The sequence below is a fragment of the Devosia sp. Root635 genome, from assembly GCF_001427605.1.
Classification (GTDB): Bacteria; Pseudomonadota; Alphaproteobacteria; order Rhizobiales; family Devosiaceae; genus Devosia.
Window position 1 is genome coordinate 93,532 of sequence record NZ_LMGZ01000024.1, and the last position, 20,608, is coordinate 114,139.

General features: G+C 64.4%; 19 protein-coding genes. 5 read left to right on the forward strand and 14 right to left on the reverse strand.

Features of this window, described 5'->3' with window-relative positions; all coding sequences use genetic code 11:
• Nucleotides 1-33: 33 nt before the first annotated feature.
• From ASD80_RS18090 to ASD80_RS18100, 3 genes are all read left to right on the forward strand, one after another.
• Nucleotides 34-993, forward strand: a complete 960-nt coding sequence (locus ASD80_RS18090; RefSeq protein ID WP_056236128.1) for a TAXI family TRAP transporter solute-binding subunit — start codon at nucleotides 34-36, stop codon at nucleotides 991-993.
• 66 nt (nucleotides 994-1,059) lie between these two features.
• Nucleotides 1,060-3,168, forward strand: coding sequence for a TRAP transporter permease (locus tag ASD80_RS18095; protein WP_056236132.1), 2,109 nt, complete (start codon nucleotides 1,060-1,062; stop codon nucleotides 3,166-3,168).
• On the forward strand, nucleotides 3,168-3,542 hold the full coding sequence (locus tag ASD80_RS18100) for a DUF1850 domain-containing protein (protein WP_320410363.1): 375 nt from the start codon (nucleotides 3,168-3,170) through the stop codon (nucleotides 3,540-3,542). The genes ASD80_RS18095 and ASD80_RS18100 overlap by 1 nt, the downstream gene beginning before the upstream one ends.
• 4 nt (nucleotides 3,543-3,546) lie before the next feature.
• Here ASD80_RS18100 and ASD80_RS18105 read toward each other — a convergent pair whose 3' ends face one another.
• From ASD80_RS18105 to nirB, 12 genes are all read right to left on the reverse strand, one after another.
• A complete protein-coding gene (locus ASD80_RS18105) occupies nucleotides 3,547-4,332 on the reverse strand; it encodes an HAD-IIB family hydrolase (protein ID WP_056236135.1) in 786 nt (261 codons plus the stop codon).
• Nucleotides 4,329-5,114, reverse strand: coding sequence for a DeoR/GlpR family DNA-binding transcription regulator (locus ASD80_RS18110; RefSeq protein WP_056236139.1), 786 nt, complete (start codon nucleotides 5,112-5,114; stop codon nucleotides 4,329-4,331). Before ASD80_RS18110 ends, ASD80_RS18105 begins: the two co-directional genes overlap by 4 nt.
• A 7-nt stretch (nucleotides 5,115-5,121) precedes the next feature.
• Complete coding sequence (locus ASD80_RS18115) at nucleotides 5,122-5,868, reverse strand: glycerophosphoryl diester phosphodiesterase (RefSeq protein WP_056236141.1); 747 nt, start codon at nucleotides 5,866-5,868, stop codon at nucleotides 5,122-5,124.
• Nucleotides 5,869-5,884: 16 nt separating this feature from the next.
• Nucleotides 5,885-6,937 (reverse strand): sn-glycerol-3-phosphate import ATP-binding protein UgpC, encoded by a 1,053-nt coding sequence (locus ASD80_RS18120; RefSeq protein ID WP_056236143.1) that lies wholly within the window; start codon nucleotides 6,935-6,937, stop codon nucleotides 5,885-5,887.
• A gap of 3 nt (nucleotides 6,938-6,940) precedes the next feature.
• Nucleotides 6,941-7,789, reverse strand: coding sequence for a sn-glycerol-3-phosphate ABC transporter permease UgpE (gene ugpE / locus ASD80_RS18125; RefSeq protein WP_056236146.1), 849 nt, complete (start codon nucleotides 7,787-7,789; stop codon nucleotides 6,941-6,943).
• 12 nt (nucleotides 7,790-7,801) lie between these two features.
• The gene (ugpA, locus tag ASD80_RS18130) at nucleotides 7,802-8,686 is read right to left on the reverse strand and encodes a sn-glycerol-3-phosphate ABC transporter permease UgpA (protein WP_056236149.1); all 885 of its coding nucleotides are present in this window, start codon (nucleotides 8,684-8,686) and stop codon (nucleotides 7,802-7,804) included.
• 95 nt (nucleotides 8,687-8,781) lie between these two features.
• Complete coding sequence (ugpB, locus tag ASD80_RS18135; protein ID WP_056236287.1) at nucleotides 8,782-10,107, reverse strand: sn-glycerol-3-phosphate ABC transporter substrate-binding protein UgpB; 1,326 nt, start codon at nucleotides 10,105-10,107, stop codon at nucleotides 8,782-8,784.
• 323 nt (nucleotides 10,108-10,430) lie between these two features.
• Nucleotides 10,431-11,114, reverse strand: coding sequence for a hypothetical protein (locus tag ASD80_RS18140; protein WP_056236151.1), 684 nt, complete (start codon nucleotides 11,112-11,114; stop codon nucleotides 10,431-10,433).
• A 102-nt stretch (nucleotides 11,115-11,216) separates the two neighbouring features.
• Nucleotides 11,217-12,941, reverse strand: a complete 1,725-nt coding sequence (locus tag ASD80_RS18145) for a bifunctional protein-serine/threonine kinase/phosphatase (RefSeq protein ID WP_056236152.1) — start codon at nucleotides 12,939-12,941, stop codon at nucleotides 11,217-11,219.
• Between the two features lie 49 nt (nucleotides 12,942-12,990).
• A complete protein-coding gene (locus tag ASD80_RS18150) occupies nucleotides 12,991-13,824 on the reverse strand; it encodes a formate/nitrite transporter family protein (RefSeq protein WP_056236155.1) in 834 nt (277 codons plus the stop codon).
• 41 nt (nucleotides 13,825-13,865) lie between these two features.
• Complete coding sequence (gene nirD / locus ASD80_RS18155; RefSeq protein ID WP_056236158.1) at nucleotides 13,866-14,198, reverse strand: nitrite reductase small subunit NirD; 333 nt, start codon at nucleotides 14,196-14,198, stop codon at nucleotides 13,866-13,868.
• Nucleotides 14,199-14,209: 11 nt separating this feature from the next.
• Nucleotides 14,210-16,657, reverse strand: a complete 2,448-nt coding sequence (nirB, locus tag ASD80_RS18160) for a nitrite reductase large subunit NirB (RefSeq protein ID WP_056236160.1) — start codon at nucleotides 16,655-16,657, stop codon at nucleotides 14,210-14,212.
• 405 nt (nucleotides 16,658-17,062) lie between these two features.
• On the opposite strand from nirB, the gene ASD80_RS18165 reads away from it, so the two are divergent.
• Nucleotides 17,063-17,416: a YciI family protein gene (locus ASD80_RS18165; RefSeq protein WP_056236164.1), complete on the forward strand. Its 354-nt coding sequence runs from the start codon at nucleotides 17,063-17,065 to the stop codon at nucleotides 17,414-17,416.
• Nucleotides 17,417-17,509: 93 nt separating this feature from the next.
• On the opposite strand, the gene ASD80_RS18170 is transcribed toward ASD80_RS18165, so the two are convergent.
• Nucleotides 17,510-18,121 (reverse strand): LysE family translocator, encoded by a 612-nt coding sequence (locus ASD80_RS18170; RefSeq protein WP_056236166.1) that lies wholly within the window; start codon nucleotides 18,119-18,121, stop codon nucleotides 17,510-17,512.
• A gap of 118 nt (nucleotides 18,122-18,239) precedes the next feature.
• On the reverse strand, nucleotides 18,240-19,181 hold the full coding sequence (locus ASD80_RS18175) for a nucleoside hydrolase (protein ID WP_056236168.1): 942 nt from the start codon (nucleotides 19,179-19,181) through the stop codon (nucleotides 18,240-18,242).
• Nucleotides 19,182-19,325: 144 nt separating this feature from the next.
• On the opposite strand from ASD80_RS18175, the gene ASD80_RS18180 reads away from it, so the two are divergent.
• Nucleotides 19,326-20,582, forward strand: a complete 1,257-nt coding sequence (locus ASD80_RS18180) for an AI-2E family transporter (RefSeq protein WP_082555422.1) — start codon at nucleotides 19,326-19,328, stop codon at nucleotides 20,580-20,582.
• The last annotated feature ends 26 nt before the right edge of the window (nucleotides 20,583-20,608 follow it).

Consider the following 20,608-nt stretch of genomic DNA (forward strand, 5'->3'; position numbering starts at 1 on the left):
CAGAAACATCGAACATGCAGGGAGGAATATCGCATGTCTTTCGTTCCCGTCCGCCGCGTAGCGGGCCTGGTTGCCGGCGCTGTCCTGGCCATAAGCGGCAGCGCTGCCGTCAACGCCCAGGAATTCATCAACATCCTCACCGGCGGCACATCCGGTGTCTATTATCCGCTTGGCGTCGCGCTGTCGGAAATCTATGCCGAGGAGATCGAGGGTGTCCGTACCCAGGTGCAGGCGACCAAGGCGTCGGTCGAAAACCTGAACCTGCTGCAGCAGCACAAGGGCGAACTCGCCTTTGCCTTGGGCGACTCGGTCAAATCCGGCTGGGATGGTTTGCAGGAGGCGGGGTTCCCGCAGCCGCTGACGGACCTGCGGGCCGTCGCCGCCATCTATCCCAACTATGTGCAGATCGTCGCCAGCGCCGAAAGCGGCATCAAGACGCTCGCAGACCTCAAGGGCAAGTCCATCTCGGTGGGTGCGCCGGCTTCGGGCACCGAACTCAATGCACGGGCCATCTTCGCGGCCGCCGGCATGAGCTATGACGATCTGGGCAAGGTCGAATTCCTGCCCTATGCGGAATCGGCCGAGCTGATCAAGAACCGCCAGCTCGACGCCACGCTGCAATCGTCGGGCCTGGGCGTCGCCTTCATCAAGGATCTGGCGGCAACCATGGACATCACCATCGTCAGCATTCCCGCCGAGGTGGTGGACAGCATTGGCGCGCCCTACGTGGCGACGGTCATTCCGGCCGGTACCTATGACGGCCAGGACGAGGATGTCAGCACGGCCGCCATCGGCAATATCCTGGTGACCCATGCCGGCGTCAGCGACGAGACCGCCTACCAGATGACCAAGCTGCTGTTCGAAAATCTCGACCGGCTGAAGGCGTCGCACTCGGCGGCGAATGGCATCGATCCGGCAACGGCGTTGCAGGGTCTCAGCATTCCGCTGCATCCGGGCGCCGAGCGCTACTACAAGGAAGCCGGCCTGCTCTAACCGATATGCGTCCGGGAGCAGCGGCTCCCGGACGTCCATTCCTGCGAGTCCTGGGGAGGAAACTCGATGTCTACCGCATCTGCGGCGATAACGCCTGAAGTCACTACCGCCGAGGAGGCCGTAGAGGGTCTGCCGCCCGGCTTCGGCCCCGGCCTGATGGGCCGCATCGCCTTCGGCATTGCCATCGCCTTCGCGCTGTTCCAGCTGTGGACGGCGGCCTATGGCACGCTGCCCAGCCAGGTGGTCCGCGCCATGCATGTGGGCTTCCTGCTGCTGCTTGGCTTCGGCCTGGTCGGCAACCTTGTCGCCAAGACCATGTGGGGCCGTGTTTTCTTCTGGTCGCTGGCCGTGCTCGGCTTCCTGACCGGCATCTATAACTGGGTGTTCTATGCCGACCTGCTGAAACGCAGCAGTTTCCTGAGCCCATTCGACCTGACGGTCGGGACGGTGATGATCGTGCTGGTATTCGAGGCGGCGCGGCGCCTGATGGGCCTGCCGCTGGCCATCATTGCCGGCCTGTTCCTCGCCTACTGCTTTTTTGGCCAGTATATGCCCGGCGCCTTCGTGCATCGGGGCTATGATTTCGCGCAGATCATCGAGCATTTCGGCTTCGGCACGGAAGGCATCTACGGCACGCCGGTCTATGTGTCCTCGGCCTATATCTTCATCTTCGTGGTCTTCGCCGCCTTTCTCGAACGGGCAGGTATGATCCGGCTGTTCAACGATTTCGCGCTGGGGCTGGTCGGCGGATGGCGGGGCGGGCCGGCGCAGGTCTGCACGCTGTCCTCGGCATTGATGGGCACGATTTCGGGCTCCGGCGTCGCCAATGTGGTGGCCAGCGGCCAGTTCACCATTCCGCTGATGAAGCGGTTCGGGTTCCGCTCGGCTTTTGCGGGCGGGGTGGAGGCGACTTCGTCCATGGGTGGGCAGATCATGCCTCCGATCATGGGGGCCGTGGCCTTCATCATGGCCGAGACGCTCGATGTGCCCTACAGCTCCATCGTCCTGGCGGCGATCATCCCGGCCATCCTCTACTTCGCCACCTGCTTCTGGGTCGTTCACCTGGAGGCCGGCAAGGCGGGGTTGCGCGGCATGGACAAGGCCGACCTGCCCAATCCGTGGACGGCGCTGCGCGAGAACTGGCCTCTGGTGCTGCCGCTGGCGGCCCTGGTCTACCTGCTGTTTGCCGGCTATACGCCGATCTTTGCGGGCACGATGGGCCTGGCGCTGGTCGTGGTGCTCATCCTGGGCACGCCGCTGGCCGCCGCCATCGGGCCCAAGGTCTTCCGCTACGTGTTCTGGCTGGCGCTGGGACTGGCCTCGGCCGCCTTCCTGCGCTTCGGCGTCAACCTGCTGATGGTGGTCATCGGTGTGCTGGTGCTGGCCTGCATCTTCGTCAATGGCGGGCGGGAAACCCTGGCCATCGTGCGCGACTCGCTGGCCGAGGGCGCCCGCAATGCGCTGCCGGTGGGCATTGCCTGCGCCATTGTCGGCATCGTCATCGGTACGCTGACGCTGACCGGCATCGCCTCGACCTTCATCGGCGCCGTCATCGCCATCGGCGAGGACAACCTGTTCCTCTCGCTGGTGCTGACGATGATTACCTGCCTGGTGCTGGGCATGGGCATTCCCACCATTCCCAACTACATCATCACCTCGTCGCTGGCCGGGCCCGCCCTACTGGAACTGGGGGTGCCGCTGATGGTCAGCCATATGTTCGTCTTCTACTTCGGCATCATGGCGGACCTGACCCCGCCGGTGGCACTGGCCTGCTTTGCGGCCGCGCCAATGGCCAAGACCTCGGGGCTCAAAATCTCGATCCAGGCGACCAAGCTGGCCGCGGCCGGCTTCATCGTGCCGTTCATGGCGGTCTATACGCCATCGCTGATGCTGCAGGATGGCGGGGCGATTGCCGCGCAGTTCGGCTATCCGGTGGAGGTGGTCTACATCGTGTTCAAGACGGTGCTGGCGATCGGGCTGCTGGGTGTGTCGGTGGTCGGCTATCTGTTCGGGCCGGCGAATATGCCGGAGCGCATCGGGGCCTTCGTCGTCGCCATCCTGTTGATGCTGGCGCTGCCGCTGACCGATGAAGCTGGCTTCGTTTTGGCCATATTGCTCATCGGACAGCAGTGGTGGCGCATGCGGCGCGGGCCGGTGCCCGGCGCGGTGAGCTGATGTTGTGCATCGCTTCGGCCGGCGCTGTCGCAGCCCTGGCGGCGTCCAGCTTCACGCTGAGCTGGACCCACTCGGTGGAACACACCCAATGGCGGGAAAGCTGGGTGGTCCAGGGCGACCGGCTGCAAGTGGTGGAGGCCAGCGTGGAAGGGTCGGGGGCGGGCATTGCGGTGCCCCCCGACGCCGTCTGGGCGGATGGACGCTGGAGCTACAAGCCGGTCCTGGGGCCGCTGCCCAGCCTCAACCTCGCCGCTTCGGGCATGACGCCCAGCCCCTGGACGCTTTGTACCCCCGATGGGCAGTGCCTGGCGCTGGGGGAAAAGGCGGGCGAAGTGGCGCGGCTGTGGGCCGGGCCGAGCTGCGACCGGCCCTGAAGTGTCAGTCGCTCGCCGCCGGATTGCGGGCGGCAATCATGGTGCGGGCGATGTCGACAAAACCAAGGCCGGCGGGGCGGCTGGATATCCATCTGGGCTTGGTGGCGATGTCATCGAGCACCGGCAGAATATTGGCGACGCCGAACGCGTTCCTGAAATAGCCGAACATGGGGGCGTCGTTGCGCGAGTCCCCGACAAAGGCGGTCTGGTCGTCGATTTCGTCCTGGGCGATGTCGAACTGGCGCAGCAGGCGTTCGCTCATGGTCTGCTTGTCATAGCTGCCCATCCAGGTGTTGATGTGGATCGAGCTGATGGCGACCCGGGCCCCCAGGGCACGGAGCTGGCCGGCCAGGGCATCGACTTCCTGTCGGGAGCGGCCGGAAATGTCGATGGCCACGTCGGCCAGGCGGAAGCGCTGGTCGCGCGCCAGGGTAAAGTCGCCCAGCAAGGGTTCGATCGCATGCAGGTGCCGGGCCTGCCGTTCGGCCTGGATCACCTCGCCGTCCCAGAAGGCCATTGCGACCTGGCCATCCTCGAGCGTCATGGCCAGGGCACCGCTTTCGCCGATGGCGGCGACGACCGGCCAGGCGCGCACGATATGCTCGCACCAGCCTGCCGAGCCGCCGGTGACCGGGATCACGGCGATGCCGGCAGCGCGCAGGTCCCATAGGGCCTGATAGGTTTCGGGCAGCAGGCGCCCCTCGGTGGTCAGGGTGTCGTCGATATCGGTGAAGAGATAGCGGACTGCACGCAACTGTTCGGGCAGGGGGGCCGGGCCACGAAAACTCATGCCGGATCCTCGCCGCAGAGCACGACCTCGGTTCCGGCCTCGGCCAGAGCCCGCATGGCCGCGCCATCCTCGGGGAGACGATCGGTGAAGAAGGTGTCGATGCGCTTGAAGGGCACGACGCGCACGGAGGCGTCCCGCGTCCACTTGCTGATGTCGGCCGCCAGCAACTGCGTGCGCGAGTTTTCGATCAGCGTCGTGGTGGTCTGCGCCTCGCTATAGCTGAAATCGAGCACGCCCTTGGTCGGGTCGAGCGCGCCGGCGCCGATCACCGCATAGGAGGCATAGAATTTCTCGAAGAAGCGCAGCGCATCGGCGCCGACCACGTCGCGGTCGTCGTGGCGCAGCAGGCCGCCCGTCATGTGGACTTCCACCTGCGGGGCCTCCGACAGCGTCAGCGCCACGTCGATATTGTTGGTGACCACACGCAGCCCTTCATGTTCGCGCAAGGCCGCAGCCACGAACTGCACGGTGCTGCCTATGCCCATGAACACGGTCGAATTCGGCTCGATGACGGCCGCGATGCGCCGGGCGATGCGCTGCTTGGCGCCGCTGTTGAGGGCGGCGCGGACATTGACCGAAATGTTGCGGCTTTCGACGGGCAGGTCGACGCCGCCATGAAACCGCCGCGTGTAGCCGAGATCGCAAAGGGCGTTGATATCGCGCCGCAGGGTCTGCGTGGTCATGCCGTAGCGGGCCGCCAGGTGCTCGATATATTGAGCGCCTTCGGCCTCGATCAAAGCAAGAATGTCGCGTTGGCGGCTCGAAAGCCTGTCCTGCCCCATTGCCTCGCTACCCCAGATAGACCTTCGGGTCGTCGGTGATCACACCGGTCAGCCCCGCAGGCCAGAACGATTTGAGCTCGATCGGATCGTTGCTGGTCCAGGCGCGAATCTTGATGCCGCGCTGCCGTGCCCGCTCCAGCATGCCGATGCTCAGCGACTTGTAGTTGAGATGGATGGTGGTGGCGGGAATGGCGGCCAGCCTGGCCTCCCAGTCGTCAGGCAGCTCCGACCAGAGCATCGCCATTTCCAGGTCCGGCTCCAGCGTGTGCATGGCGCGGAGCGCTTCGGGATCGAAGCTCGAAATCATGATCGGCATGCCCGGCTTGCGCTGGTGCAGGTCATGCTGGACGGCTCGCACCAACTGGTCCAGCGACTTGTGGTGGGGATGCTGCTTGATCTCGATATTGGCGCCCATGCCCAGGGCGCCCAGCGCAGTGATGACTTCTGCCAGGGTGGGCAGGCGCTCGCCGGCAAAGTGGGGATCGAACCAGGCGCCGGCGTCGAGCCGGTCGAGATCGGCACGGCGCAAACTCGCCAGCTTGCCGGTGCCCGAGGTGGTGCGGTCGATGCTGTCGTCATGGATCACGACCAGCGTGTCGTCGGCCAGCAGGGCGACATCCAGTTCGACCCAGCGGGCGCCCTGTTCGGCCGCCGCCCGAAAGGCGGCGATCGTGTTCTCGGGCGCTATGGCCGAGGCGCCGCGATGGGCCTGAACTTCATCCCGGCTGGGGCCGGTTGCTGGATTGGCTGTCATGGTGCGTCTAGCTCGGCTACGATTTTGTGACGACGTCGGTACGGCGCCCGGTCTGCGAGCTGAAGGGATGCAGGTCGGACGGCCGCGCATAGATGGTGAGACGCGCCGACTCGGCAATGTCGGGGCGGCCCGGAACGCTGAGGATGATGGCCTGGCCCGACCCGTCGAGCTTGACGTGAAGGTGGCTTTCGCCGCCGATCGGCTCCAGCAGGTCGGCGGTTGCCTCAAGGGCGATGGATGACCCTTCCGAGCGCTCGATCAGCAGGGCGTCGGGGCGAACACCGACAATGTCGGTTCCGGCGGGCAGGCCATTGGCGCCGTCGGCTCCGAGGGCCGATACGGGGATGAGGTTCATGGGGGGCGAGCCGATGAAGCCGGCCACGAACAGCGTCGCCGGGTGATCGTAGACCTCGGTCGGCGTGCCGATCTGTTCGACGAGGCCGCCATTCATCACCACCAGCCGGTCGGCCAGTGTCATGGCTTCGAGCTGGTCATGCGTGACGTAGAGGCTGGTGGTCTTGAGACGGCGCTGCAGCTTGCGGATTTCCACCCGCATCTGCACCCGCAGCTTGGCATCGAGGTTCGACAGCGGCTCGTCGAACAGGAAGGCGGCGGGTTCGCGCACGATGGCGCGGCCCATGGCGACGCGCTGGCGCTGGCCGCCGGAAAGCTGGCGCGGCTTGCGATCGAGCAATTGTCCGATTTCGAGGATATCGGCGGCCTCGTTCACCCGGCGATCGATCTCGACCCGCGGCGTGCCGCGGTTCTTGAGGCCGTATTCGAGGTTCCCGCGTACCGTCATATGCGGATAGAGCGCGTAGTTCTGGAAGACCATGGCGATGTCGCGCTCGGCCGGCTCGGCCTTGACCACGTCGCGGCCGGCGATCTCGATATGACCCGAGGTCACCGATTCAAGGCCGGCCACCATGCGCAGCAAGGTGGACTTGCCGCAGCCGGAGGGGCCGACCAGGACGATAAGCTCGCCATCGGCCACCGAGAGGTTGACGCCCTTCACCGCCGGCACGTTGCCGTAGCTTTTTTTCAGGTCGACGAGGTTGATCGTGGCCATGGCTTATTTCTCCGTTTCCACGAGGCCTTTGACGAACAGGCGCTGCATGAAGATGACGACAAGGACGGGCGGCAGCATGGCCAGGATCACCGACGCCATGACCAGGTGCCACAGCGGTTCGGTATCGGCCGTGGCGGCGAGGCGCTTGATGCCCATGACCACCGTGTAGTAGCGACTTTCGGTGGTCACCAGCAGCGGCCAGAGATACTGCACCCAGCCATAGATGAAGAGGATGACGAAGAGCGCCGCGATATTGGTGCGCGAGAGTGGCAGCAGGATATCGCGGAAGAACTTCATCGGCCCGGCGCCATCCACCCGCGCCGCTTCCATCAGCTCATCGGGAATGGTGAGGAAGAACTGGCGGAAAAGGAAGGTCGCGGTGGCCGAAGCGATCAGCGGCAGGGTCAGCCCGACATAGGAATTGAGCAGGCCCAGATTGGCCACCACGGCAAAGGTGGGGATGATGCGGACCTCGACGGGCAGCATCAGCGTGATGAAGATGATCCAGAAGGCTACCATGCGGAGGGGGAACTTGAAGAACACGATCGCATAAGCCGAAAGCAGCGAAATGCTGATTTTGCCCACCGCAATGATGATGGCGATGATCGTGGAATTCATCAGCATGATCCAGAGCGGTGGTGCGCCGGCGGTGGAGATGCCCTGGGTCAGCATCCGGCCGTAGTTCTCGATCAGGTGGGGCCCCGGCAGAAGCGGCACCAGGCCGCGCAGAAAGTCCCCGCTGCCATGGGTCGAGGCGACGAATGCCAGGTAGACCGGGAAGACGACGATGACGACGCCGACGATCAGCACCAGATGGGTGAGGAACGAGAGCCAGGGGCGATTTTCGACCATTATCTGCGCTCCTCAGTACTGTACGCGCCGCTCGATATAGCGGAACTGGATGGCGGTGAGCACGATGACGATGAGCATCAGCACCACCGATTGTGCCGCCGAGGAGCCGATATTGAGGCCCAGGAAGCCATCGGCATAAACCTTGTAGACCAGGATATTGGTGGCCTGGTTGGGGCCGCCATTGGTGGTGGCGTCGATGAGGCCGAAGGTGTCGAACATGGCGTAGTTGATGTTGACGATCAGCAGGAAGAAGGTGGTGGGCGACAGCAGCGGGAAGACGATGGTCCAGAACCGCTTGAACGGTCCGGCACCATCGATGGCCGCCGCCTCGGTGAGCGATTGCGGCACCGATTGCAGGCCGGCGACAAAGAACAGGAAATTGTAGGAAATCTGCTTCCAGCTCGCGGCCATCACCACGAGGATCATGGCCTGGGTGCCATCGATACGATGGTTCCAGTCGATGCCGAGGCCGCGCAGCATGTAGGGGCCGATGCCGATGGTGGGATTAAACATGAACCACCACAGGATACCCACAACCACCGGTGCCACGGCATAGGGCCAGACCAGCAAGGTCGTGTAGACGCGGTTGGACTTGAGAACCCGGTTCACCGCCACGGCGAGCAGCAGCGACAGGCTCATCGACAGCAGCGTTACCGAGACCGCAAAAATGGCCGTCTTGCTCAGCGAGTTTACATAGCCGGGCTCGGAAAAGAGCCGGGTATAGTTCTCGAGCCAGATGAAGGTCGTGCGAAAGCCGAAGGGGTCTTGCCGCTCGAAAGAGGACTTTACGGCCTGGGCGGCCGGCCAGATGAAGAAGATCAGCGTCACCGCGAGCTGCGGCGCCAGCAGGGCGTAGGGAAGCAGCTTGTTGGGGAAGATTGTGCGCTTGGTCTGCATGGGGTCTCCCGACGGTCACGACTGCAGGTCCCGGGCGGCCGAAGCCGTCCGGGAGTGGTCGTCCCCACCCACCAGGTGGGGACGAGCCGGGAGGATCAGCTATTGGCGGCTTCGAAGTCGCGCAGGATCTGGTTGCCGCGCTCGACGGCGGAGTCCAGGGCCTCCTGGGCGGTCTTGCTGCCCGAGAGCATGGCTTCGAATTCCTCGTCGACCACGGTACGGGCCTGGGTCAGGTTACCGAAGCGGACGCCCTTGGAATTGGCCGTCGGCGTGCCGCGGGTGATCTGGTTGATGGCGATATCGGCGCCTGGATTGGCGTCGTAATAGCCCTGTTCCTTGCCCAGATCGTAGGCGGCGTAGGTGATCGGCAGGTAGCCGGTTCCCTGATGCCACTCGGCCTGGACTTCGGGGCTCGACAGGTAGGTGAAGAACTGGGCTACGCCCTTGTAGACTTCGGGATCCTTGCCGTTGAGCGCCCACAGCGTGGCGCCGCCGATGATGGAGTTCTTCGGCTCGTCGATCTCGTCATCATAATAGGGCAGGGGTGCGAAGCCGACTTCAAATTCCTTGGAGTTGGCAATGACGCCAGCGCGCGAGCCCGAGGAGTTCATGTATATGGCGCATTCCTGCGCATAGAACTTCGGCGGAGCATCGCCGCCGCCCACCGGACCGCCATATTCGAACAGGCCTTCATCGGCCCATTTCTTCAGGTTGCCCCAGTGCTTGACCTGTACCGGGCCGTTGAAGGTGAATTCGGAGCCGAGGCCGCCGAAGCCGTTTTCGAGCGTGCCATAGGGCTGGTCGTGGATGGCCGAGAGGTTCTCGGTCTGAATCCAGGTGATCCAGCCGCTGGTGAAGCCACAGGGGGCGGCGCCCGATTCCATGATCTGGCGGCTCATGGCTTCCAGTTCGGCCCAGGTCTTGGGCGGGGTTTCCGGATCGAGTCCGGCTTTTTCGAACACGTCCTTGTTGTAGTACATGATGGGCGTGGACGAATTGAACGGCATGGACAGGATGTTGCCGTCCGTGTCGGAATAGTAGCCCGTCACCGGAGCAAGGAACGCCGACGGATCCCAGGGTTCGCCGGCCGCTTCCATCAGCTGATAGACCGGATTGATGGCGCCCTTGGCGGCCATCATCGTGCCGGTACCCACTTCGTAGACCTGCACGATGGCCGGCTGCTCGTTGGCGCGGAAGGCGGCGATAGCGGCGGTCAGCGTTTCGGGATAGGTGCCCTTGTAGGACGGCACCACGACGAATTCGTCCTGGCTGTCGTTGAAACCCTGGGCGATAGCCTCGAGCTTCTGGCCGAGTTCGGCATCCATGGCGTGCCACCAGGCGATTTCGGTCTGGGCAAAGGTCGGGGTTGCCGCGAGGATGGCAGCCAGCCCTACCGACAGGCGCAATACGTTCTTGAACATGCTCACTCCCTTGTTTTTGCGCAGGGACCTCCTCGTCCCATGCTTGACGTCATTTGATAGCAATCGAGTATTCCTTTGCAAACAGAAAATGTTCATTTGAACATTGGCGGGCAGCCGTTCGCATCTGCGTCGGCCCGTTGGCGCTTCTATATCAGGGGTTTAGCAGTTTTATGACAACCGAAATTCCACGGATCTCGCTGTGGATACCCGCCTGTTTGCAGGGCGATGCGTGTTCATGTGAACATTCTGTCACAAGAGGCGCCACATCGCCTCCAGCGACAAGGGCCGCGGTTGCCCGGCATGGATAGATGCGTCGCCGCCTGCTAGCGCGCTTGAAATTGCACCGCGCCCAGGCCGTCCAATCGGGCAATAGTGGTGCCGGCAGCAATATCGACAGGTCCAATGCGCGCCCCGGTCATGACAACCGTACCGGCAACAAAGGGCGACCCCAGCCGTTCGGCGTAGTCGGCCGCCCAGGCGGCTGCGCGCAGCAAGGGATCGAGCAGCACCGGGGTCGTGACGGTCTGGGTCGCACCATCACCGGCGGTGAGGTGAATGGAGCAATCCGGATCGTCGCCGCCGGGGAGCGGCTGAGTCGACCCCAGGACCAGGCCGGCAGTCGACATGAGGTCAGCCTTCTTCGCGAGATCCGGCCAGTCGGCTCCCGGTTCCAGGCGCGAGCGGACAAGCTCGAAAGCGGGCGCGATCGTGAAACCGCCTGTCCCGATGCTGACCAAGGCGAGTTCAACCTCGAGCCGCAGGCCGGGTTGCAACGAAATACCCTGGCCGGACCTGTATACCCATGCTGCAGGAATGGGTGCGGCAACCATCGCTGCAACCTCGGACCAAGGAGATACTTTCCAGGCGCCAGCGCCGCCGAGACTGTCGATCAGTTCCCCCTGGATCGCCATGGTGTCGGCCCAAGCTGACGGGATAGCGGCCTCGCGACGCGGTACCGGTTTGTCGTGCTGGAGGGCTTGCTGCAATTGCGCGGTGAAAGGGTGCATGATTGGCTTCCGACGAACAGATGCGGCCACTGTTGCACGCCCGGCCCTTGCCGCACCATCCCGCCGGAAGTCTTATTTCGTCCAAGCAGTTGGCGGTTCCGGCTAGGTGAGCAATAGCACAAGGAGAACGACCACCGTGCCGGCAAGCATCAGGCAGAGCAACTGCCAGAAACGCAGGGGATTGCGCACCAGCAGCGGACGGGCCGGCAGCGTGGCGAAAGCGGGGTTTGGGTGACGAAGATCATAGGTAAACTCCGACAGGGCCTCGTAACGCTGCGCGGGGTCGGGGTGAACGGCTCTTTCGAGGGCCCGATCGACCCATTCGGGGATGCCGAATTGTGGGGTGGAGGCCGGCTGGTAGCATAGGCGGGCCAGATCAGCCGAACCGTGCAGCATGGCCGCGTGGGGGCCGTAGGGGAGTTGGCCGGTGAGCATCTGGTAGGCGATGACGCCGAGCGAAAACTGGTCGGAGCGGTCGGTGCCGGCATTGCCGATGCGATATTCGGGGGCGGCATATTGCACGGTGCCAAGCTCGGCATCGTCGCCAACGGGCTGGGCCTCGATGATGCCGGCGACCTTGGTGGAACCGAAATCGATGATCTTCACTGTGCCGGCCTTGTCGATCATGATGTTGTCGGGACGCAGGTCCTGATGGACCATTTCCTGCCGATGGAAGGCGTTGAGGCCGCGAGCGACCTGCTCGACGATGTCACGCACGGCGTTGAGATCGGGCCGGGGATGGTCGACCATCCACTGGGTGAGTGTCTGGCCGTCGACATATTCGGTGGCGAGATAGAGATAGTGCCGCTTGCGATCCTGATTGTGGATGGCGAGGGCATGCGGTGTGTTGAGGCGGGCGGCGATCCATTCTTCCATCATGAAGCGGCGCAGGAAGGCCGGGCTGTCGCGCATGTCCGAGCCGGGCACCTTGATGACGGTGAGACGGCCATCAGTATGGTCCTGGGCGAGGAAGACCTGGCTGCGGGCATTGGCATGAAGCGGGCGCAGGATGTGGTAACCGTCGAAATCCATGCCGGGTTCGATGGGGGGCGGCAAGGGCAGGTCGGCGGACTGGCCGAGGAAATCGGCGGCCTCGCCGCCGGGCAGGGCATCCACGCGGACGATCTGGATGGTGAGGTTGTCGGGGCTGTCATTGGCCACGGCGCTTGTGACGATGTGCCGGGCTGCGGCATCGAGATCGTCGGGACTGGCGGCGATGGCATCGGCGATGGTGGCGCCATCGACATGCTCGTGGACGCCATCGGTGGTGAGTACGAAGACATCGCCAACACCAACGGGGACGCTGCGATAATCGACCTCGACATTGCTGCCGATGCCGAGGGCGCGGCCGAGATAGAAGCGATTGGTGGCGGCGGGGACGCGGTGATCGGTGGTGAGCTGTTCGAGGGCGCGGCCGGCGAGGCGATAAATCCGCGAATCTCCGATGTGGAAGATATGGGCGGCGCGGGACTTGAGCACGAGGACGCTGAGCGTACAGACATAGCCGCTATCGGCGTCGTCGGCGCCCAGGGCGCGGGTCTGGGCATGGAGCCAGGCATTGGTGGCCGAGATGACGCGGTGGGCTGATGTCTTGACCGGCCAGGAGTCGGAGGTGCCGTAATAGTCGGTGAGGAAGCTCTTTATGGCCGTCTGGGCGGCGATGGAACTGACGTCGCTGCTGGAAATGCCATCGGCCAGGGCGATGGCGATGCCTTTGAGATCGAGCGCGGGCTGGGCCGGGATCAGGGCACCGTAGAAATCCTGATTGGCCGGCTTGCGGCCCTTGTCGGAATGTTGGCCGAGGGAAATGGCGAGGCTGGCGCTCATGGGCGATCCATGGGGAGAACGCTCCGCCGGAGCGGAGCGTTCGGTGTGGCTATTCGGCGGGGGCGAACTTGGCGGAGGCGGCGCGCTGCGTTGCCCGCGCGCTGTGCGTGGCGTAGAGCGCCAGGCCGACAAAGGCGAAGCCGCCGACCAGGTTACCGAGCACGGTGGGGATTTCGTTCCAGATCAGGTAGTCCATGATCGAGAACTGGCCGCCCAGCATGATGCCCGAGGGGAAGAGGTACATGTTCACGACGGAATGCTCGAAGCCCATGTAGAAGAACAGCATTACGGGCATCCACATGGCCAGCACCTTGCCGGAAACCGAGGTGGACATCATGGCGCCGACGACGCCGGTCGAGACCATCCAGTTGCAGAGCACGCCGCGGACGAACAGGGTCAGCATGCCGGCGGCGCCGTGGGCGGCATAGCCGACGGTGCGGCCTTCGCCGATATGGCCGATGGCCTGGCCGACCGCGTTCGGCTCCTGGGTGAAGCCGAAGGTGAAGGTGATGGCCATCAGTACGGCGACGGTGAAGGCGCCGGCGAAATTGCCGGTGAATACCAGGCCCCAGTTCCGCAGCATGCCCTGCAGGGTGACGCCGGGTCGCTTGTCGATGAGGGCGAGGGGCACCAGGGTCATGACGCCGGTGAGCAGGTCAAAGCCCATGAGGTAGAGCAGGCAAAAGCCGACGGGGAAGAGAATGGCGCCGGCCAGCGGCTGGCCGGTATTGACGGTGATGGTGACGGCAAAGGCGGCGCCAAGGGTCAGGATGGCGCCGGCCATGAAGGCACGGATCAGCGTATCGCGGGTGGACATGAAGACCTTGGCCTCGCCGGCATCGATCATCTTGGTCACAAATTCGGTGGGTATGACGTAGGCCATTTCGTCTCCTTGGGGGCGGTGGCTTGCTGGGTTGGGAGGGGTTATTCGGCGGCGACCAGGGCGTCTTCGAGCGCCATGAAAATGCGGCCGTCGACGAGGTCGATCGGATAGGTCCGGACCTGCCCCTCGTCGGCGCCGAGCGCCTTGCCGGTGGCGAGGTCGAAGACCCAGTTATGCAGAGGGCAGGTGACGGAGGCGCCGTGGACGATGCCTTCGCTGAGCGGGCCCTGCTTGTGGGGGCAGCGGTTTTCGATGGCGAAAACCTGGTCTTGCTGGGTGCGGAACACGGCTATCCGCCCGGCCGGGGTGTTGACGCAGCGGGCGCCGCGGCGGGGGATGGCGTCGATGGCGCCGATTTCGATCCAGTCGCTCATGGGCGATCTCCCTATTCTGCGGCCACGGGCATGCCGAATTCGGCCAGGGCAGCGAATTCGTGGGCGTCCTTGCCGTTGACGCGTTCTTCCCAAGGATCGATCTGGGCGAAGGTCTGGGCATGGACGAAGCGCTCGTAATAGTGCCGGCGCTTGTCCTTGTCGGTCACGACATTGGCGAGGATGGACGGGGTGCCGACGCGTTTGGCCCATTTGTAAATGCGCTCGAGATAGCGGCCCTGCTCGCGGTAGAGCTGGGTGAGGGCGACGATGATTTCGAGCGCCTCGTCCTCGGTATCGGCGTGGCAGAGCAGTTCGGTGGGTTTGATGTCGAGGCCGGCGGCGCCGGCGAAGTGGATGTCGTAGCCAGAGTCGACGCAGATGACGCCGATATCCTTGCAGGTGGCTTCGGCGCAGTTGCGCGGGCAGCCTGACACGGCGAGCTTGACCTTGGCCGGGGTCCAGGCGCCCCACATGAACTTTTCGAGGCGGATGCCGAGGCCGGTGGAATCCTGGGTGCCGAAGCGGCACCAGTCAGAGCCGACGCAGGTCTTGACCGTGCGCAGGCCCTTGGCATAGGCGGCGCCCGAGACCATGCCGGCGGCATTGAGATCGGCCCAGACGGCGGGGAGGTCTTCCTTTTTTACGCCGAGCAGGTCGATGCGCTGGCCGCCGGTGACCTTGACGGCCGGAATGGCGAACTTGTCGGCCACATCGGCGATGGCGCGCAGCTCTTTCGGATTGGTCATGCCGCCCCACATCCGGGGGACGACGGAATAGGTGCCGTCCTTCTGGATATTGGCGTGGACGCGTTCGTTGATGAAGCGGGACTGGCCGTCATCCTCGTATTCGCCCGGCCAGTCCGCGACGAGGTAATAATTGAGGGCGGGGCGGCACTTGGCGCAGCCGCAGGAGGTTTTCCATTCCAGCTCCTGCATGATGGCGGGGATGGACTTGAGGCCCTTGGCGATGATGAGGCGGCGGACATCGTCGTGGCCATATTCGGTGCAGGGGCAGATGGGCTGCACGGCGGCTGGATTGTAGGCGTCGCCCAAGGTGGCGTGGAGAAGCTGTTCGACGAGGCCCGTGCAGGAACCGCAGGAGGCCGAGGCCTTGGTGTGGGCGCGGACACCATCAAGCGTGGTGAGGCCCTTGCTGGCGATGGCGCCGGTGATCGCGCCCTTGCAGACGCCGTTGCAGCCGCAAATCTCGGCATCGTCGGGCAGGGCGGCGACGGCGGCCATGGGATCGAGCGGGGAGCCGCCCTGATAGGCCTGGCCGAAGATCAGGGTATCGCGCATTTCGCTGGTATCGGTGCCCTTGCGGATCATATCGAAGAACCACGGGCCGTCGCCGGTTTCGCCATAGAGCACGGCGCCGATGACCCTGTCCTGCTTGAGCACGAGGCGCTTGTAGACCCCTGATGTGGCGTCGCGCAGCACGATCTCGTTGCGGTCTTCGGCCTCGGCGAAATCGCCGGCCGAATAGACAGAGACGCCGGTGACCTTGAGCTGGGTGGCGGTCTGGACCGGGCGGAAGGCAGCGTCGATCTTGGCCAGAGTTTTCGCCAGCACCTTGGCCTGGTCATAGAGCGGGGCGACGAGGCCATAGACGATGCGCTCATGCTCGACGCATTCGCCCAAAGCCAGAATATCGGGGTCGGAGGTGACCATCTGGTCGTTGACGACGATGCCGCGCTCGACATGCAGGCCCGCATCCACGGCGATGCGGACTTCGGGGCGGATGCCTACGGCCATGACTACGATATCGGCGCCATAGACGGTGCCGTCTTCGAGGGCGACAGCTTCGACACTGTTCTCGCCGAGAATGGCCTTGGTCTGGGCCTTGCAGTGAACCTTGATGCCGCGCGCTTCGAGGTCGCGCTGCAAGAGGTAGCCGGCGGCTGGATCGAGCTGGCGCTCCATGACATGGCCCATGAGATGGAGCACCACCACATCCATGCCGCGGGCGCGCAAGGCGGCGGCCGCTTCGAGGCCGAGCAGGCCGCCGCCGATGACTACGGCTTTCGAGCCGGGGCGGCGGGAGACCTCGACCATGCGGTTGACGTCGTCGAGGTCGCGGAAGGCCATGACGCCGGGCAGATCCTTGCCGGGCAGGGGAATGATGAAGGGGGCCGAGCCGGTGGCGACGATCAGCTTGTCATAGGGCGTTTCGCCGTTTTTCGAGATGACCAGCTTGCGCTGGCGGTCGATGGCTGTGACGGTTTCTCCGAACCGGGTGTGGACGCCGCGCTCTTCATACCAGGCGGTGTCGTGGGTGATGATCTGCTCGTAGTCCTTTTCGCCTGCCAGGACCGGGGAGAGCATCAGGCGGTTGTAATTGCCGCGCGGTTCGGCGCCGAACAGGGTGACGTCGAAACGACCGGGAGCATCCTCGAAGATATGTTCGAGGGTGCGGCCCGAGGCCATGCCGGCACCAATGATGACGAGACGTTCGGTCATCTGTTTCTCCCGCTTCGCTGCCGGGCAGCCGTGAAAACAAAAAAGCCGCCAACCGACCCGCCCGGCCCGAAAGCCGAAGCGTCTGTCAGTTGGCAGCTTTGCCTGTGTGGCGCCCGCCATTGGGCACCGATGGCCCCTACAAAGCAGGAAGCGTGCCACGGCGATGGGCGGGAGAATTCGGCTTACGGGGCAGCGGTTTACTGGTGCGTCTCACCGGAGGGGCCGGCGAGGCACGGAGGCAGTGGGCGCCCAATCGGGCGTCAAACTGCGCAAAAAATAGGCGATGATGTACTATAGGTCATCAATTGCGCAATTTGGTGCCGGTTTGTACCGCTGTCGAATCCGCGCAGTGTGCTTCGTCGCGGAGGCAGGGCCGGATGGGCCTGGGAGAGAAGGAGAAAGACGATGCAAATCATGACGCTGGTCAAGACGACCAAGGCCGGGGCGGGCGCGCCGCCAATGGCGCTGATGCAGGCGATCGGGCAATTGGGTGCGGATGCCGAGGCGGCCGGCGTACTGGTGACGCAGGGCGGGCTGATGGGCAAGGAGCAGAGCGCCTTCATCAATATTCGCAGCGGCAGGGTGATCGTTACCGACGGGCCGTTTGCCGAGAGCAAGGAACTGGTGGGCGGCTATGCCGTCTATGAGGTGCCTGATATGGCCGCGGCGATGGACTGGGCGGTGCGGTTTGCAAACCTCCATACCGAGCACTGGCCGGGGTGGGAGGGCGAAATCGAGGTGAGGCCCATTTTCGGCTGAGGCTGGGCTGGTCGGCGGCGAAGATGGTGGGAATGCCCTCTCACCCGGCGCTGCGCGCCGACCTCTCCCTCCGAAGGGAGAGGTGAAGAAAGATCAATGCTGCCAGACGACGAGGCCGGCGGCGGTGGCCATCATGACGCCGGCGGTCTTGTTGAGGCGGCCGAGGGCGCGGGGGCTCTTGAACATTTCGCGGGCGGCCGAAGCCAGCCAGGCATAGCCGCAGCCGATGATCAACAGGACGACCACCACGATGGCGGTCAGTTCGGCGAAGGCGACGGGGTTCATCTGGTCGAGCGGGATCACGGTGGGCAGGATGGCCAGGTAGAAGACGATGGTCTTGGGATTGCCCATGGTCAGCGAGAAACCGGCCAGGAAGGTTTTCCAGCGGTCTTCGTTTTTCGGCTTCATCTGCTCGGAGCCGGGGCGGGCGGTCCAGAATTTATAGGCGACATAGAGCAGGTAGGCGGCGCCGGCCCAGCGGACGATGACGAAGATCGGGCCGAACCAGGTGGCGATGGCAGCAAGGCCGAAAACGGCGAAGACGAAATAGACCAGATCGCCCGCGAGAATGCCCAGCACCATGGGCAGGGCACCCTTGAAGCCGCCGCCCAAGGCACGGGCGACCACGGCCGCGACGCCGGGGCCGGGGACCAGTACGGCGATGGCATAGGCGATGGTGAAGGCGGCGAGGGTGAAGAGGTCCATGGGGGCAGGTCCTGTTGGGAGGCGGAGATTATGCCGCTTACGGTCATTTGCCAATGCGTTGGCAGTCGTCTCCCTCCCCACAAAGGGGCGGGTGGTCCGGTGGGGTGGCGCGACGGTGCTAAGGCAGTCGCGCCAGCCGCTCGGTCAGGAGTTGGTAGAAGCCTTCGGCATTGCCGTTGCGCAGGAAATTGACGTTCCGCACCTTGCCGGTGACGTGCCAGTAATCGGTGACGGTCATGCCCAGGGTGAGTTCGCTGGCGGTTTCGATAGTGACGTTGCAGTGGCGGCCCTCGAACAGGTCGGGGCGGAGGAGCCAGGCGATGACGGTGGGGTCGTGCAAAGGCGCGCCGGACCAGCCGTATTTCTTGAGATCGAAGCCCTCCGAGAAGGTCAGCATGTCGTAGACGGCCTTGCCGGCCTTGTTGCCCAGCCCGACGATGGCGGCGAGGCGTTCGGGGGTGGACTGGATCTGGTGGGTCACGTCGAGCGGCAGCATGGTGATGGGCGCGCCGCTGCGCAGCACGACATCGGCGGCTTCGGGATCGACATAGATGTTGAATTCGGCCGCCGGGGTGATGTTACCGACCTCGAAATAGGCGCCGCCCATCATGACGATCTCGGCGATGCGCTCGGCAATGGCGGGCTGCTTGATCAGCGCCATGGCGACATTGGTCAGCGGGCCGAGGGTGCAGAACGTGATGGTGCCGGGCTCTGAAGCCATCAGGGTGTCGATGATGTAGTCGACGCCGTGCTGGGCCTGCAACGGAATGGTGGGCTCGGGCAGGTCGGGACCATCGAGGCCGGTTTCGCCATGCACGTGTTCGGCGGTGACCAGATGGCGGCGCATGGGGCGGGCGCAGCCGGCATAGACGGGAATGTCGCGGCGGCCGGACAGTTCGACCACCTTGCGGGCATTGTTGGCATTGTGGTGCAGGCCGACATTGCCGGCCACGGCGACCACGCCCAGCACGTCAAGCTCTTCGGGGGAGGCAAGCGCCAGCAATATGGCGACGGCATCGTCCTGGCCGGGGTCGGTATCGATGATGATCTTGCGGGGCATGAAAGGGCCTTGGCGGGAGGGAGAATCCGGCCGGCACACTAGCGACTGGCGGGGCGTCGGTCGACTGCCCTGCGCGGGGCTCGCTACGGAACGTTTGCGCCGGGGGCACGTTACCGATCCGCGAGGGGTTTCGGGAAAAATGACATGGCACGCGCAGCAAGGCCGGCGACACCACAAGACATGAGCGAAAGCCAGTTCGAACGCGTAACGGGCAATGCCGCGCGCGTTGCCATCGTGTTCGTGGGATTTCTCGCCCTGCTGTTGGCGCTGCAGGTGGGGCAGGTGTTCCTGGCGCCTGTGACTCTGGCCATCGTCATCGGGCTGATGTTCGGGCCGGTGGCCGACCGGGTCGAACGGTTCGGCGTGCCGCCGGCGCTGTCGGCGGGCGTCGTGGTGCTGATGCTGATCGGGGTCATCGCGGCGGGGGTGACACTGTTTGCGGTGCCGCTGTCGGAATGGGTGGCGCGGGCGCCGATGATCTGGGACAAGCTGCAGCAGCAATTGGCGAGCCTGCAGGGGCCGCTGCAATCGGTCAGTGCCTTCCAGGAGCAGATTTCGTCCATATTGGGCAGCGACAGCGCCATGGCGGTGACGGTGGAGGATGGCGGGCAGATGATCAGCGTGGCCATGTTGGCCCCGGCCATTCTGGCGCAGATGCTGATCTTCCTCGCCAGCCTCTATTTCTTCGTGGCGACGCGCGACCATATCCGTATCTCGGTGCTGTCGCTCTGCGTCAGCCGGCGGATGCGCTGGCGGACGGCGCATGTGTTCCGCGATGTGGAGCAGAAGGTCAGCCGGTTCCTGCTGTCGATCACCTTCATCAATTTCTGCGTGGGCTGCGCGGTTTCGCTGGCCATGTGGGCCATCGGCATGCCTTCGCCGATCCTGTGGGGGGCGATGGCGGCCGTGCTCAACTATATCCCCTATGTCGGGCAGGGCGTGATGGTGCTGGTGCTGCTGGCCGTGGGACTGGGAACGCAGACCGATCTGACGGGGATCCTGCTGCCGGTGGCCTGCTATGTCGGCATCAACTTCGTCGAAGGGCAGATCGTGACGCCGCATTTCATCGGGCGGACGATGACGCTCAATCCGTTCCTGATTTTCCTCTCCATCACCTTCTGGCTATGGGCCTGGGGCCCGGTGGGTGGATTGGTGGCGGTGCCGACGCTGCTGATCGCGACATCGGTGCTGGCGCATATGCTGCCAAGCAAGCCGCTGGTGCCGAGCCGGCCGGTGCGCCGTACGGCGCGGATGAGCGACCGCGAAGAATTGCTGGCCAATACGGCCAGGGCCATTCGCGAACAAGCCGAACTGGAGCAGGAGCCGGCGGAGAAGCGCAAGGAAGAACGCTTGCAGCCGCCTGAAGGCACGGCGCCGAGCGGCGCGGAGCCGGCGCGGTAAAATCAGCCATGCGACGGTTAAGCTTG

Excerpts from the sequence above, each read along its gene's own strand:
- ASD80_RS18140 (WP_056236151.1), bottom strand. The coding sequence starts at position 11,114 with ATGCACCCTTTCACCGCGCAATTGCAGCAAGCCCTCCAGCACGACAAA.
- ugpB (WP_056236287.1), bottom strand. The coding sequence starts at position 10,107 with ATGTTCAAGAACGTATTGCGCCTGTCGGTAGGGCTGGCTGCCATCCTC.
- nirD (WP_056236158.1), bottom strand. The coding sequence starts at position 14,198 with ATGAGCGACTGGATCGAAATCGGCGCCATCGACGCCATCCCCCGCCGC.
- ASD80_RS18175 (WP_056236168.1), bottom strand. The coding sequence starts at position 19,181 with ATGCCCCGCAAGATCATCATCGATACCGACCCCGGCCAGGACGATGCC.
- ASD80_RS18105 (WP_056236135.1), bottom strand. The coding sequence starts at position 4,332 with ATGAGTTTTCGTGGCCCGGCCCCCCTGCCCGAACAGTTGCGTGCAGTC.
- ugpE (WP_056236146.1), bottom strand. The coding sequence starts at position 7,789 with ATGGTCGAAAATCGCCCCTGGCTCTCGTTCCTCACCCATCTGGTGCTG.
- ugpA (WP_056236149.1), bottom strand. The coding sequence starts at position 8,686 with ATGCAGACCAAGCGCACAATCTTCCCCAACAAGCTGCTTCCCTACGCC.
- ASD80_RS18145 (WP_056236152.1), bottom strand. The coding sequence starts at position 12,941 with ATGAGCGCCAGCCTCGCCATTTCCCTCGGCCAACATTCCGACAAGGGC.
- ASD80_RS18110 (WP_056236139.1), bottom strand. The coding sequence starts at position 5,114 with ATGGGGCAGGACAGGCTTTCGAGCCGCCAACGCGACATTCTTGCTTTG.
- ASD80_RS18100 (WP_320410363.1), top strand. The coding sequence starts at position 3,168 with ATGTTGTGCATCGCTTCGGCCGGCGCTGTCGCAGCCCTGGCGGCGTCC.
- ASD80_RS18095 (WP_056236132.1), top strand. The coding sequence starts at position 1,060 with ATGTCTACCGCATCTGCGGCGATAACGCCTGAAGTCACTACCGCCGAG.
- ASD80_RS18090 (WP_056236128.1), top strand. The coding sequence starts at position 34 with ATGTCTTTCGTTCCCGTCCGCCGCGTAGCGGGCCTGGTTGCCGGCGCT.
- ASD80_RS18120 (WP_056236143.1), bottom strand. The coding sequence starts at position 6,937 with ATGGCCACGATCAACCTCGTCGACCTGAAAAAAAGCTACGGCAACGTG.
- ASD80_RS18180 (WP_082555422.1), top strand. The coding sequence starts at position 19,326 with ATGGCACGCGCAGCAAGGCCGGCGACACCACAAGACATGAGCGAAAGC.
- ASD80_RS18170 (WP_056236166.1), bottom strand. The coding sequence starts at position 18,121 with ATGGACCTCTTCACCCTCGCCGCCTTCACCATCGCCTATGCCATCGCC.
- ASD80_RS18150 (WP_056236155.1), bottom strand. The coding sequence starts at position 13,824 with ATGGCCTACGTCATACCCACCGAATTTGTGACCAAGATGATCGATGCC.
- ASD80_RS18165 (WP_056236164.1), top strand. The coding sequence starts at position 17,063 with ATGCAAATCATGACGCTGGTCAAGACGACCAAGGCCGGGGCGGGCGCG.
- nirB (WP_056236160.1), bottom strand. The coding sequence starts at position 16,657 with ATGACCGAACGTCTCGTCATCATTGGTGCCGGCATGGCCTCGGGCCGC.
- ASD80_RS18115 (WP_056236141.1), bottom strand. The coding sequence starts at position 5,868 with ATGACAGCCAATCCAGCAACCGGCCCCAGCCGGGATGAAGTTCAGGCC.